The 12,752-nt window shown below is 58.7% G+C and carries 15 protein-coding genes and 1 tRNA gene; 12 read left to right on the plus strand and 4 right to left on the minus strand.

The window, feature by feature from the left end; all coding sequences use genetic code 11:
• Window positions 1–106 precede the first annotated feature (106 nt).
• Window positions 107–1,531: a DUF6513 domain-containing protein gene (locus HYPGJ_RS13440; protein ID WP_046847599.1), complete on the plus strand. Its 1,425-nt coding sequence runs from the start codon at window positions 107–109 to the stop codon at window positions 1,529–1,531.
• Between the two features lie 15 nt (window positions 1,532–1,546).
• Here HYPGJ_RS13440 and HYPGJ_RS13445 read toward each other — a convergent pair whose 3' ends face one another.
• Window positions 1,547–2,014, minus strand: coding sequence for a MarR family transcriptional regulator (locus HYPGJ_RS13445; RefSeq protein ID WP_083984127.1), 468 nt, complete (start codon window positions 2,012–2,014; stop codon window positions 1,547–1,549).
• A gap of 451 nt (window positions 2,015–2,465) precedes the next feature.
• Here HYPGJ_RS13445 and HYPGJ_RS13450 point away from each other — a divergent pair, with 451 nt between their 5' ends.
• The 7 genes from HYPGJ_RS13450 (at window position 2,466) to HYPGJ_RS13475 (ending at window position 6,775) form a co-directional block, all read left to right on the plus strand.
• On the plus strand, window positions 2,466–2,783 hold the full coding sequence (locus HYPGJ_RS13450; protein WP_046847600.1) for a hypothetical protein: 318 nt from the start codon (window positions 2,466–2,468) through the stop codon (window positions 2,781–2,783).
• Between the two features lie 220 nt (window positions 2,784–3,003).
• Entirely contained in the window at window positions 3,004–3,405 is a 402-nt protein-coding gene (locus HYPGJ_RS13455) for a hypothetical protein (protein ID WP_046847601.1), read from the plus strand.
• Between the two features lie 32 nt (window positions 3,406–3,437).
• Window positions 3,438–4,283, plus strand: a complete 846-nt coding sequence (locus HYPGJ_RS13460) for a lytic murein transglycosylase (protein ID WP_083984128.1) — start codon at window positions 3,438–3,440, stop codon at window positions 4,281–4,283.
• A gap of 544 nt (window positions 4,284–4,827) precedes the next feature.
• On the plus strand, window positions 4,828–5,373 hold the full coding sequence (locus HYPGJ_RS13465) for a hypothetical protein (protein WP_046847602.1): 546 nt from the start codon (window positions 4,828–4,830) through the stop codon (window positions 5,371–5,373).
• A 224-nt stretch (window positions 5,374–5,597) separates the two neighbouring features.
• Window positions 5,598–6,281, plus strand: a complete 684-nt coding sequence (locus tag HYPGJ_RS13470) for a ParA family protein (protein ID WP_046847603.1) — start codon at window positions 5,598–5,600, stop codon at window positions 6,279–6,281.
• A 42-nt stretch (window positions 6,282–6,323) separates the two neighbouring features.
• Window positions 6,324–6,473 (plus strand): hypothetical protein, encoded by a 150-nt coding sequence (locus tag HYPGJ_RS19345; protein WP_013216989.1) that lies wholly within the window; start codon window positions 6,324–6,326, stop codon window positions 6,471–6,473.
• A 128-nt stretch (window positions 6,474–6,601) separates the two neighbouring features.
• Window positions 6,602–6,775 carry a hypothetical protein gene (locus tag HYPGJ_RS13475; RefSeq protein WP_244466139.1) on the plus strand — a complete coding sequence of 58 codons (174 nt, stop codon included), beginning with the start codon at window positions 6,602–6,604 and terminating at the stop codon, window positions 6,773–6,775.
• A gap of 79 nt (window positions 6,776–6,854) precedes the next feature.
• Here HYPGJ_RS13475 and HYPGJ_RS13480 read toward each other — a convergent pair whose 3' ends face one another.
• The gene (locus tag HYPGJ_RS13480) at window positions 6,855–7,112 is read right to left on the minus strand and encodes a hypothetical protein (RefSeq protein WP_046847605.1); all 258 of its coding nucleotides are present in this window, start codon (window positions 7,110–7,112) and stop codon (window positions 6,855–6,857) included.
• A 582-nt stretch (window positions 7,113–7,694) separates the two neighbouring features.
• Here HYPGJ_RS13480 and HYPGJ_RS13490 point away from each other — a divergent pair.
• The 4 genes from HYPGJ_RS13490 to HYPGJ_RS13505 all read left to right on the plus strand — a co-directional run bounded on the left by HYPGJ_RS13490 (window position 7,695) and on the right by HYPGJ_RS13505 (window position 11,453).
• Window positions 7,695–7,771, plus strand: a tRNA-Met gene (locus tag HYPGJ_RS13490).
• Window positions 7,772–7,953: 182 nt separating this feature from the next.
• Entirely contained in the window at window positions 7,954–8,424 is a 471-nt protein-coding gene (locus HYPGJ_RS19350) for an AlpA family phage regulatory protein (RefSeq protein WP_083984129.1), read from the plus strand.
• A gap of 147 nt (window positions 8,425–8,571) precedes the next feature.
• Window positions 8,572–9,093 (plus strand): hypothetical protein, encoded by a 522-nt coding sequence (locus tag HYPGJ_RS13500; protein ID WP_143440529.1) that lies wholly within the window; start codon window positions 8,572–8,574, stop codon window positions 9,091–9,093.
• Between the two features lie 344 nt (window positions 9,094–9,437).
• Window positions 9,438–11,453, plus strand: a complete 2,016-nt coding sequence (locus HYPGJ_RS13505; protein WP_046847608.1) for a molybdopterin-dependent oxidoreductase — start codon at window positions 9,438–9,440, stop codon at window positions 11,451–11,453.
• 27 nt (window positions 11,454–11,480) lie between these two features.
• Here HYPGJ_RS13505 and HYPGJ_RS13510 read toward each other — a convergent pair whose 3' ends face one another.
• Together HYPGJ_RS13510 and HYPGJ_RS13515 are read right to left on the minus strand one after the other, a co-directional pair.
• Window positions 11,481–11,966, minus strand: a complete 486-nt coding sequence (locus HYPGJ_RS13510) for a cupin domain-containing protein (RefSeq protein ID WP_046848410.1) — start codon at window positions 11,964–11,966, stop codon at window positions 11,481–11,483.
• Window positions 11,967–12,104: 138 nt separating this feature from the next.
• Window positions 12,105–12,752, minus strand: coding sequence for a response regulator transcription factor (locus HYPGJ_RS13515; RefSeq protein ID WP_200185737.1), 648 nt, complete (start codon window positions 12,750–12,752; stop codon window positions 12,105–12,107).

The following is a 12,752-nucleotide window of genomic DNA, read 5'->3' on the forward strand; positions in this document are numbered from 1 at the left end:
GCATACTTTTTTACTTTGCCGCGTTACGCTGCTGTAGAGATTGCAACGGCGGTCATTCAGTGCCAATGCACCGTTTAACCGATCTTGAAAGGGAATTCCCCGGCCAATGGCCAAGCGCGTCGTTTTGGTAACCGGATCGTTGGCGGAGCCGCGCGTCAAGCGTATCGTCGACGATCTGAACGATAAGGACATCGAGCCGATCGTCGCCAATGTCGGCGTCAAGGTCGCGGCACTGATGACGGCGGACATCGTCGAGCGCCGCCTGAAGCTGCCGGAAGATATCGATCGGGTCATCATGCCGGGACGCTTCCGGGGCGACCTTGAGCGCTTGTCGGACTTCTTCGGAACGCGCTTCGAGCGGGGGCCTGAAGAGATCGCGGACCTGCCGTCCTACCTCGGGCACGCCCAGCGAGAGATCAATCTCACCGAATACGACGTCACGATTTTCGCCGAGATCGTCGATGCGACGCTGATGACCTGCGATCAGATCGTCGAGCGCGCGCGCAAGCTGCGCGCCGACGGCGCCAACGTGATCGACCTCGGTTGCTTGCCCGACAGTCCATTTCCGCATCTGGAGGATGCGATCGCAGCGTTGCACGCGGACGGAGCTAAGGTCAGCGTCGACTCCTTCCGCGCCGACGAGCTGTCGCGCGCGACGCGCGCGGGCGCGGACTATCTTCTGAGCCTGTCCGAAAAGACGATCTCGATTGCGGACGAGGGGCCGGCCGTTCCGATCCTCGTGTCCGCGGGCGCCGCCGACATGGAGTCCCTCGACCGCGCGATCGACATCATGATCGCCAAGGGCAAGCCGTTCTATGCCGATCCGATCCTCGATCCCATTCACTACGGATTCACGGCCTCGGTCGCGCGCTATTACGATCTGCGCAAGCGCCGCCCCGATGTTCCGATCCTCATGGGCATCGGCAACGTCACCGAGTTGACCGACGCCGATACGACCGGCATCAACGCCGTGCTCATGGGCATGTGCTCGGAACTGCACGTGACGGCCGTACTCGCCGTGCAAGTCAGCCCGCATTGCCGTACGGCGATCAAGGAATTCGATCGCGCCCGCCGTGAATTCTTCGCCGCGCGCAAGGCCGACGCGCTACCGCAAGGTTTCGGCATGGGATTGATGGCGCTTCGCGATCGCAAGGGTTTCGCGTCTACGCCCGCCGAAATCGAAGCGCTCGCGGCGGTGCTGCGCGATAAGAATTATCGCATCGAAGTGGCCGAGGACGGAGTGCACATCTACAACCGCAACGGTCACTACGTGTCAGACGATCCGTTCAAACTCTATCCGAACCTTCAGCTTGGCGACGACGTGGGACACGCCTTCTATCTCGGCGTTGAAACGGCGCGCGCCGAAATCGCCTACCGGCTTGGGAAGCGCTACGCCCAAGATGAGCCGCTGCCCTTCGGCATTGTCGCCGAGGTTCCGGGCGCCGCCGAAGATGCGCATGCGATGAAGTTCAAGGAAGCGGGTTCGACGTTCGCAAAGCCGAAAGTGGAGAAGGATGCCGGCGCGGAGTAGCGGCCTAAAGCGGCATTAGCGCCGCTGGAACGTCCGCAACAGCTTGCGCAGCGTCGGACGAATGCTTTTCAGTTCTTCGACATGGATCGTCGACAGCTTGTCGATGGTCGCGTTCCCGGACTTCGTCAGCGAGACCTGAATTTTCCGCCCGTCGGTCGGATCGGGATTGCGCTCCACCAGGCCGAGATCCGAGAGCCTGTCGACAAGCTCGACGACGGTGTGGTGGCGAAGCAGCAGCCGGTCGGCGATCTCTCCGACGCTCAGAGAGTCTCGTCCGGGCGCGCCCTTGACCGAGAGCATCAGCTGATGCTGCTGTGGGGTAACGCCCGCGCCGTTCGCGGCCGCCTCGCTGAAGGCAAGAAATTTTCGCAGCTCCCAGCGGAATTCCGCGAGCGCTTCATAATTCGCTTTCGTCACAGTCGACTTTTTGCGCCGCGCCGCCGTCTTGGACGCCGGAGACGATTTCGGATTTTTGGTGACCAAAGGTGGCTCCTGTTTTGGCGGGCAGAGCGGAGGGATGACGACTCGGGAATCCAGCCTGATAGTCCGGCAACTTCCTATTAGCGAATGGCCGCCGCCTTTCAAGCGTTCCGCGGCGCCAATTCGCCGCTGCCGGAAGGCGGGGTATTGGGAATATATATCGGAATGCGATATAAAATTTATCCGCGGAATGTAACGTTATTCTCCCCGCGCCGACGCTTAGTACAGGGAAAAGGCTGCCGCCGTAAACGTGACTTTGGCCTATGGTAACGGGAGCCAGCCGGGGTGTCGTCCCGCCGGCCCGGGAGAACCAACGCCGGTAGCTGACAATAGTTTACGCTCTCTTTTTTCAGCCGGGAGCACTACGGCCCACCCCTCGCCAGCGCTTCTGCATTCAGCAACCATTCAGGCCGGACGGCGTTTCTCACAGTCAGTTTGACTTGGAGTCATCGCCATGAAAACTCTGATCTCTGCCGTTGCGGCCTCGGTAATCGCCAGCTTTGCGCCGGGCGTCGCGTCGGCCGCTGATTTCGGCGGCTACGACGAGCAGGAAACGGTCATCGAAGAGCGCGCCCCCGTCGTCGAACGAGAACGCATTGTGGAGCGCCGCTACTACGAGCCTGCTGACGAATACTACTATGAAGACGACGCACCGGTCGTGACGTATTACAGCCGCCCCTATCGTCGGCCATACCCCTACTACGCCGGCTATCCGTATCGCTTCGGAGCGTATTACGGCCACGGCCACTGGGGCCACCGCGGCCGCTGGTAATTTTCCGGTAACAAATGAGACCGAGCCCGGCCGCTTGCTTCGCTACGGGCTGGGCTCGTTTCGGTTTGGTGTCGACCGAGCCGCGATCACTCCGCTTTGCGCGGCCAGATTTCAGCATTCTCTTAATGCTGATCCGCGATGCACGCGGCATTTTTGCGATAAATTTACCTCGTCCATCAACTCTATGATCTGCACCGTCGGGCGTAGAGGAGAGAAGTGCATGTTGAGCGCGAGACACGGCATCGCCGCCCTGGCTGCGGTGCTGGCCAGCGTCGCCCTTTCTGCGACCGCAGAAGCGACCTATCGCGGCTGCGGGTTCGATCGCTACGGATATCACCCGCCGGACTTCAGAGGTTGCGATCCGGTCGTCGAAGTCGTCGTCGTGCGTCCGCCCGTCGTCCGACGTGCTCCCGTGGTCCGAGTGAAACGCGTGCGAAGAGTGAAGCCGGTTCAACGTGTACGGCCGGCGCCACGTGTGCGCAGCGTTGTCGCGGTTCTGCCGCCGCCGCCCCCTCCGCCGACATTCGACAACTATTACGCGTCCAGGCCCATCCAGCCCGGCTGCTATTTCGATAACGGCTACGATATGCGCGTGCACCGGATCTGCTACAGTGGCTGGTAATCGCCCATTGTGTCAGTAAAAGCAGAGTCCTCATGCGTTTGAATCCAAGCTTCTCGAGAAGCGCGTCGTTGCGGGTCGCGCTCGTATTCGCTTCGCTGTGCGCGTCGGCAACGGCCGGCGTCGCCGCCCAATGTGGTAACGGTCCGCAAGGCTTTGATGCCTGGCTGCAAGGCTTCAAATCCCGGGCGGCCGCGCAGGGCATTAAACCCGAGACGGTTTCGCGCGCATTGTCAGGCGTTACGTACGACCCGACCGTCATTCGCCTTGATCGCTCGCAGCATTCCTTCAAGCTCAGCTTTCAGCAATTCTATGCGCGCCGGGTCAACGGCGCCCTCATCAATCGCGGCAAGTCTTTGATGCGCACGCATCGCGCCACGCTGGACCGCATCGAAAAGCGGTTCGGCGTTCCGGGAGCGGTGATCGTCGCGATCTGGGGATTGGAAACGCATTACGGCGCCGACGCCTCGGCACGCTATTCGATCCTGCGGTCGCTCGCGACGCTGGCCTACGATTGCCGCCGTTCCGAATTCTTCACTAGTCAGCTTCTGGATGCGATCCGGATCGTCGGTCGCGGTGACTTGTCGCCGAGCCAATTGCGCGGCGGCTGGGCCGGCGAAATTGGACAGACGCAGTTTTTGCCGACGCCCTATGTCCGCTATGCCGTTGACTTCGACGGCAACGGCCATCGCGATCTCGTGCACAGCGTGCCGGACATCCTGGCCTCGACCGCGAATTTCCTCGCAAGCCACGGCTGGCAGCGCGGCGGCTCATGGCAGCCCGGATCGGCAAACTATGGCGTCATCGGCCAATGGAATAAGGCTGAGGTCTATCAGCGGACCATCGCCGCAATGGCGACGCAGCTTGCGGGCGGCGGTTGAGCAAAGCGTCCGGAGCGCTCGCGAACTCGGGCGCTCCGCTAAGCCGTTAGTCTCGCTGTCCTTTTGATCGGACCGACAACAAGGAAGGATGCGTCCATCCCGCGCATGCGAAATTTTTTGTCTCTCTCGCGCGCCGAGCCATACGTTGCCCATGATTTCCGTTTGATTGTGGCGCTGCGCGAAAGTCGGCGCGGTATGCAGTCATGGAAATAGGAGTCGGGAGTGGCGTGGGTAAATGGGTCGTCTGACACAGCACTTCAGCCGCTGGTCAGGCAGTTGCGTGATGCGCTGAGAAGCGCTGAAACTGAACTTCAGCGCCGGTGCTTCATCTCTTCTGAAATATCTGAAGCCCTTGCCTCCGCCGATGCGTACCTGGGTGAGCGAGGCGCTGCGCAAGGCTCGACTGTATCTTCTTCTCCCGAGCGCGCACGCCGATTGATCCGACGCGTTTAAGCACGCGCGAAATCATCACGATACGGATAATTCGGTCACGCTGCCGCCTTGCTTCTTAGGTGAAATCTCCTGGGGAGAAGGGCAGTGTTCCATGCGTATTTTTGCTCTGGAAGTTCTCTTCGCTGTCGGCGTCTTCAGCATGCCGGCGGTCGGTTCTGAACAGGTTCGGCAGGACAACGCGCCCCTGCCGCAATTCATGCCAGCGAAAGCTCGTGCCGGCCTCGCCAATACCAGACTGGCGGCGGACGAGACCCGCAAAGCGGCCGAAGAGCTCAGCGCCAAATTTTCCGGCGATCAGGCGTCGTCGCCAGCGAGTGTCGCAACCGATCGCGAGAACTCGGCACCTGTTCCGTCCATTGCAGACGATCCCCGAACGGACGCGCAAACTTCGGCGCGCGTCGCAGTGCTGCGAGCGCGGCCGTCCTCGGCTTCCAGCAAGCCGAAAAGCACGCGTGCAAAGGCGGCGAAATCGAACGTATCGAAATCCCGGTCTGCGAAGTCCGTTGCACGCTCAGCGCGAGGGTCATCCGTCGATGCGCGGGCGAAGGACCTGACGCCAGACACGGTCCCAGGCGCGAAACTCGGCTGGCAAACAGGCGTCATCGGGATGCTGACAAACCCCGCATTCTGGCACTGAGCGCCCCATCGCTTTGCCGCGACTCTGTGCAAATTTGAGACAGTCTTAGTCTGGATCGGAGGAGAAGCCTCGGACAGGCCGTCGGCACGATCTCAGTAAACTATGGCCGAGACTTTTCTCGCGCGGCTCTTACAAGGCCGTCGCGAGCGCCCGCCCGCGTGCTAAGCTCAACCCATTGCGAGGGGTCCGCCTAGTCCTAAGCCGGCGGTAGGGAGAGGAAGGCAATGCCGGTCGTCGTATCGTTTGTGGGTCAGAAAGGCGGCGTGGGAAAAAGTACCCTCGCGCGGGCGTTCGCCGCCATCGCGGCACGCGGCAAACTGAAAGTGAAGCTTGCCGATCTCGATGTAAATCAGCAGACGTCTGTGCGCTGGGCCAGGACGCGCTCCGCGCGCGGGAATGGATATCCCGTCGAAGCGGAAGCCTACACGACATTCGAAGATGTCCTGGCGAACATCAACGGTTTCGATCTCATCATCGTCGACACGCCCGGACACGCAAGTCCCGTTACGCTCGATATCGCGCGGTCTTCGCAAGTCGTTATCCTGCCAACGGGAGCGAGCACCGATGATTTGTATCCGACCGTTCTGCTTCTTTACGAACTGGAGCAGATGGGGATTCCAAAAGAGCGTCTCGCAGTCGCGCTCTGCCGCCTCCTCGAGCAGCGTGAGGAGCATGCGGCTCGAAAATATATCGAGACCGCAGGTTACGAAGCGTTGGTCGGATCGATACCGGAGCGCTCCGGCTATCGTAGCGCGCACAATCTAGGTCAATCGATCACGGAGACGAGCGACCAGACATTGAATCGCCGCGCGCGCACGCTGATGGAAAGCCTGCTCGAAAAGGTGATGAGCCAGCTGCAGGGATCGAACACGTTTCAAAAACGGGAAGGCAACGGCAGCGTCGCCTGATGTTCGGCGGCTTGTGTTGCAAGGCTTGATGGAAGGGATGCCATGCCTCAGGAAGATCGCGCCTCGACGTCCGGAAACCAACGCTTCGCGAAGTGGGCAATCTTTTTAATCTTGGCGGCCGGCCTTGCCTGGCTCGGCGCCTACCTTCTCGGTGAACAGATTTACGATGCCGCCGTTCGGGTGACCCACTGACCTTCGAAATCGCAACGGAAATTTCAGACAGTTAACAGGCACGCGGCTTGCACATCTCGATCCGGCCAGGATCGCGACGTATGGCGATCCGGCTAGGATTAACGGACGCCAATAGCCGGAAGCACGTCATGTCTGAGGACAATGTCATCTGGGTCGATTTTCGCCTGTCGAAGGATATTCGCTCCAAGCAGGAATTGTCGTTCGCCGAGCGGATGAAAAATTACTCGGAACGAACCCGCAATCATCTGCAAGCGTCCAGAACGGCGCTTGAAACGATCCGTCAGTCGCTCGGCGTGAAATGATCGGGCACGCAGTCCATTCATTCGTCAGCAGTCGTACGCTGATGAATGTGGCCTTGGCAGCCGCTGGGCGAAGAGTGCCTTAGTTCCTCGCCGACTCTAACAACGCATCCGCAAGAATTTGCGAAGCTCCGACCATCTCGTGCAGCCCCGTGGAGCCGCCCTTCAAAATGCCGAGCGTGATGCTCTCATTGTCTGTTGCGATGGAAGCGTAGCAAACGGCTTTGAGTTCGCCGAGTTCGGCTTTTGCAAGCAGCTCTTTGAGGCCATTCACGAGGTCGGCCCGTTCCTGCTCGTCTTTCTTTGCGCGCTGGGAATTTAGCAGTACCAAATTGGTCATCTCGCGAACCTCTCGAAGCGATAGCTGCGGGCGCTTGAAGACTCTAACTTTCGAAATGTTGGCATGCCCGCGAGCCGCCTTCGAGGGGGCAGCGCGAATTGCCTGTGGGTTGTCGCTTCAAGTGTTACCATCCGGACTCGCGCCGCAAGTTCGCAACGTCGGATGACGAAAAAAGTTCGCGCAAATTGGGCGTGCCGACTGCTGAAAACGTTCAGCGCCGCAAAGCCCCGAATTCCGGCGCTGATCCTGTGAAAGATGGCCTGCATCAGGTTCGCGGCGCGTGAGACGAGGCGCTTATCCTCCAAGATCCAGTAGCGCGGCGAGATTAGATTGCGGCACCCCCTGTGCTGCGTTTCCAGTGTTGGATGACGCTTCGGAAAAGGCGACCCTGCACCGCGCACGGTCGAGCAGCGACGGCACGGTCTCCCGGCGTTCGGCTGCGCCGATCGGTCCATTGCAGAAAAACCGTCACAAGGGGTTCCCACCCGGATTTTTTGTGCTATAGCCGCGGTCTGGGCCGCTCCGAAACGAGCGGCCTTACTTATCCGGATGGCGTCGCTCGATCAGCACGCCGATTGGTGACGCGGGGTGGAGCAGCCCGGTAGCTCGTCAGGCTCATAACCTGAAGGTCGTTGGTTCAAATCCAGCCCCCGCAACCAACTGATTTTACAGATAAATCTCGAAATTATAGGAATACTGAAAAGGCGTCAAATTCGCGCGCCGTGGCGTATCCGTGGCAAATAGACTTCGGAAGCTTGCGCAACTTGGCGTCTCAGGCTGTTTTGCCTGATAGCGCAAATCACCGACAATATGTGTGGCGGACACAGAAGGTCGACCGCACATGTCCAAGCTAACAGCAGATCAAGCGGAAGCACGTGCTGTGGAGTGGGAAGCGCAGCGCCGAGACTACGAGCGCATGCCGCGCGCCGACCACTTCAGAGAGGCTTCTGCGCTTGACGTCGTCGACACGTGGCGCACCCAGAAGAACCTGGACGGCCGTCGCCTGACTAAGTTTGAATTCGGTTGCTTGGTTGAGCGCTGGACTGAGATTTTTGGAAAGTCCCGAAAACTGATGGCGATACGTCAGGCGATGACGTTTGCAAGCGCGCCTGAGCCAATGCCGGCAGACGACACAATGCTTCGCGTGCCGGACGTTGTGCGCCTTACGGGCATCTCACATACGACGATCAAGCGCATGCAAGCGGACGGGCGTTTCCCAAAAGCCATGCGTCTAGGCGAACGTGCCAAGGGCTGGCCAGCGCGCGAGATAAAGGCGTGGCTGGAAACTCTCGACGAACAACGCCGTCAGTAGCGCGAGACGTCATCACTCCGCGCCTAAGACCTTGCGAGACACCCGAGATGCTGTGCGCGTGGCCAATAGGCGAAAGGCCACCCGCCCCTTTGCGAATAGGCGAGAGGGCACCCGGCACCCAAAACTGCGGCCGGGGCCCCGTGTAGTTTGTATTGGCTCAGACAGACGGGCTCGATTTCCGGACAAGCGGACGAGAAACGAACCGAGGCAGATTTGCTGGTACGCGAGCTGAAACTAGGTGGTGGTGTCGCTAGTAGGTTCTATGGGTTGATTGCAAATTACGGGCAGAGCTGGCTTCGTCCTACGCTTTGGCTTTTCTTGTTTGCGTTTGTAATTTTTCCGCCGCTGTATTTGGTGAACAGCGGCACACTCCCGTTAAGCAGAGCGGGTTTCGATAATTTCGTTTCACACCAAACGCTTCCCTGTCGGAACGGTCCGGAGGGCGATGCACTGTCTGCGGCCTTGGACTTGTCGGTCAAAAACGCGTTGATTGTTGCGTCCGAGAATGAAGCCCGCGACGCTCGTATCGATGCCTGCCTGGGCAACAGCGGACCGCAAGGACGTCAAGGCATGGTCGCGACTTTACTTGAGGCTACGCAGAAAATTCTGACGTTGATTTTTGTATTCTTTATCGGCGCATCAATTCGGCGGCGGTTGCTTATTCGGTAGGTCGCTCTGCGATATGATCGCAATACGATAGCGGCGCCACGTTATGGTTTTAAACGACTTATTTTAGTCAGCGCGAGACTTACTGCAAATTTGGACTTATAGCGTGAGCGTCATTTAACGCGGTTGGCCGGGGCAGCATGCGGAACGTCGCCTTCATTGCGCTTATAGCATCGGCAGAATGCGCCGCAGCAGCCAGAGGACTTCTAGAAAGTTGCTGGCGCCTGAAGTCCGATTTTGGCTGGGCCTCGCCACGCCTGTCCCAAAGTCGTCAATACCGCGATGAATGTTTGAGTCGGGGGATTATCGCTAGTAATGTGGGCTGACTGGCCTGCAGGAGTTCGGCGATGACGGACCGCACCGCAATCCGCACGACATGCCCTCGCGATTGCTACGATGCCTGCGGGATCGTGGTGAGAAAGTCGGAAGACGGCGTCATTAACGTCGTGGGCGATCCCAATCACAGTGTCAGTAGAGGCGCGTTGTGCGGAAAATGTTCGATTGCCTATAATGGTACTTGGCGGGATCCGGACGTTCGTTTGGTCCGTCCGTTAAAACGTATCGGACCCAAAGGCGCAGGAGCTTTTGAGGCCGTAAGCTGGGATGATGCGCTTGCTGACATCGGAGATCGCCTGAACGCGATACGCGACCGCGACGGTGGAGCGGCGATACTGCATACCCATTATACTGGAACATGCTCTCTAATCGCTGGCACATTTCCAATGCGGTTCTTCAATCGCATTGGTGCGACCGAGGTCGACCCAGATACAGTGTGCAACAAGGCAGGCCACGTCGCGTTGCAATTGATGTACGGAGACTCGATGCGCGGTTTCGATCCGCGCACCATCGACGCCTCTGAATGCGTGATGATCTGGGGAGCCAATCCGTCGACATCGGCGCCGCATATCCATCAATATTGGCTCTCAGAGACGCACGCGACCAAGATTGTCATCGATCCTATTCGCCATGAGACCGCAGCTGCGGCTGATATTCATTTGCAGCTCTATCCAGGGACAGATGGTTCGCTGGCGTTTGCGATGTTGCACGCTATACGGGCAGCGGGTCGAATAGATCAGACTTTCCTGGCTGCGCACTCGATCGGCTGGGACGAGATCGATTGCCAATTGGATGCTTGCACCCCAGCGTGGGGTGAAGCGATGACGGGCGTGCCCGCACGCCTCATCCAAGATGCGGCGCTCTTGTATTCAGCGGGACCTTCGCTGCTATGGATGGGGCAAGGCTTCCAGCGCCAATCCTTCGGCGGCAATGCCATGCGCGCGGTCGGACTTTTACCGGCAGCTACTGGCAACATCGGAAAGTGTGGGGCCGGTTTTCTCTATCTCAATGGTTGGGACGCGCGCGGTGTCGATCCGGCCTATTTGACGGCGACCCACATCAATCAAACGCCTGTGCCTGCGATCAGCCACATGGATCTCGCGAGTCGCGTGGAGTCGCCTCAGACGAAGGCGCTCTTTACTTGGAACAATAACATCGCCGTATCGAGCCCCGAACAACGGCGGCTGAGGCGAGCGCTCGAGCGTGAAGACATGCTCCAGATTACGCTGGACCTCTTTCAGACGGATACCGCGAATTACGCTGATTATGTGCTTCCGGCCGCGAGCTTTCTCGAGTTCGACGACGTGGTAATGTCGTATTTCAATTTCTCCATTTCAGCGCAAGTGAAGGCAATGCCGGCCCTTGGGGAGACGTTGCCTAACCAGGAAATCTTCAGGCGTCTCGCGGCGGCGATGGGCCTTATGGAGCCGGAGCTTTTTGAATCGGACACAAGCATGCTCGGTAAGATCCTTGATCAAGCAAAGCCGGGTTTGACGTTCGATGAATTGGCAGCATTGGGCACAATAGTTCATCCAGTCGAACCCGTGGTGCAGTTCGAGCTTCACGATTACAAAACGCGCTCAGGCAAAATCGAACTGAGTGGTAGCGCTTTCATTGATGCGGGACTTCCGCGCGCGCCTTTCCCGTCGGCCGAGGCGAGGCCTGAGGGTGGCGAGCTTCGTCTTTTATCTCCGGCATCGAAATGGCTGATGAACAGCAGCTTCGGAAATGATCCCAAGAACCTGAAACAGCTTGGGGTGGAAGAGGCCTTCATGCACCCAGATGATGCGCGGCAGCGTGGAATTGCGAATGGTGCGCGCGTGAGGATCACAAACCCAACCGGCGGAATTACATTGCGGCTTGCCATTTCAACAGACGTGCCGATGGGCGTCATCCTCGCGCACAAGAGCCGTTGGGCGGCTCCTGGTACTGATGTCAACATCAACGCGCTTAATCCAGGCAGAAAGGCAGATCTCGCCGATAGCTGCGCTGTTCACAGCATCAATGTAGCAGTCGCTCCAGTCTGAACCGGCTGATGCAGTCGGGCTGAGCCTTTATTTACGCGGATCGTCGTCAGGATTGACGTACTTAATGTTCCACGGACCTGTCGCGGTGAGTAGAACGACGCTCTCATCCTCGTTCCACAGGTAGTGGGCGTGGCTGGCGGGCAATGTGAAGCTGCCGCCGACACTCATCTTGTCGCCCTTCTTCCGATCCAGCTTTTCTCCCATACCATTCCAGACCGTGCCTTTGAGTACGGTGACGACTTCGGCAAAGGGGTGAGTATGGGCGGGGATCTCATAGTTCGCGGGGAACTTGAGATAGGCCATGAAGACGCCGGGCTTGGCGGGATCGCCGATCACAAGCGCGCTCTTGGCACCGTGGGGGAGGAGCGGCTCATCTTTCCATGCGATGCTATCGAGCTTGAAATTTTCCATCTTGTCGGTGGCCAAGCGGGAGATTTGATCGTTTTGAGCCAACGCGTAATTGGATAGCACTGCGAGAACCAAGCTCGCCAACCCCGCCACCAGAACCCTCATGCTCATCTCCTCGTCCTCGGTGCGACCTGCCGCACGGCCGTTTCATAGAATTCGAGTGGGGATCTCATGGCAATGGCGATTTGCCTGCTAATGCTTGGGAAAACTGCCCGTCCTAGCGAGTTCCAGGATCGCGTCACATTACGAAATGGGTGGCGTCGCCAGACCTTGCCTCAGGCAGTAGTAGACAAGTTCGATGTCCGTTCGCACTCCCAGCTTCGACTTGATTGCGTAATGATAATTGGCAACGGTCTTCGGACTGAGGTTGAAAGCTTGGGCGATTTCGTCGGTGGTTTTCTCATCTAAAATCATACGCAGAATTTCGAACTCCCGTGGGGACAGAGTTTCGAGCGCGGTGTCCTCGTTGAACAGCCGGCTGGCTGCGATCGCGCTGTTGATTTCTGCGCAGAGTGCGGGACGTCCCGAGAACACGGTGCGGATGGCGCTGATGAGAACGTCAGGCGGACTGCTTTTGGTCACGTAGCCTTGCGCACCGGCTTTGAATGCTTGTTCGGCATAGGATGCGTTCGCGTGCATCGTGAACATGAGAATTCGTGCCTCGGAATCGTAGAGACGGAGTTGACGCACGAGATCGATGCCGCCTCTTCCGGGCATCGAGATGTCGACGACAGTCACGTCAGGCGTAAGATTTTTATACGACTGATAGGCGGAGGCGGCATCGCCTGCCTCGCCAACAACGTCGATTCCGTCCTGGCTTTCAATCAGACGCCGATATCCCTGCCGCACAACGGCGTGGTCATCAACGAGGAGAACACGGATTTTCTCCAT

Source organism: Hyphomicrobium sp. GJ21 (assembly GCF_001006785.1).
In the GTDB taxonomy this organism is placed as follows: Bacteria; Pseudomonadota; Alphaproteobacteria; order Rhizobiales; family Hyphomicrobiaceae; genus Hyphomicrobium_B.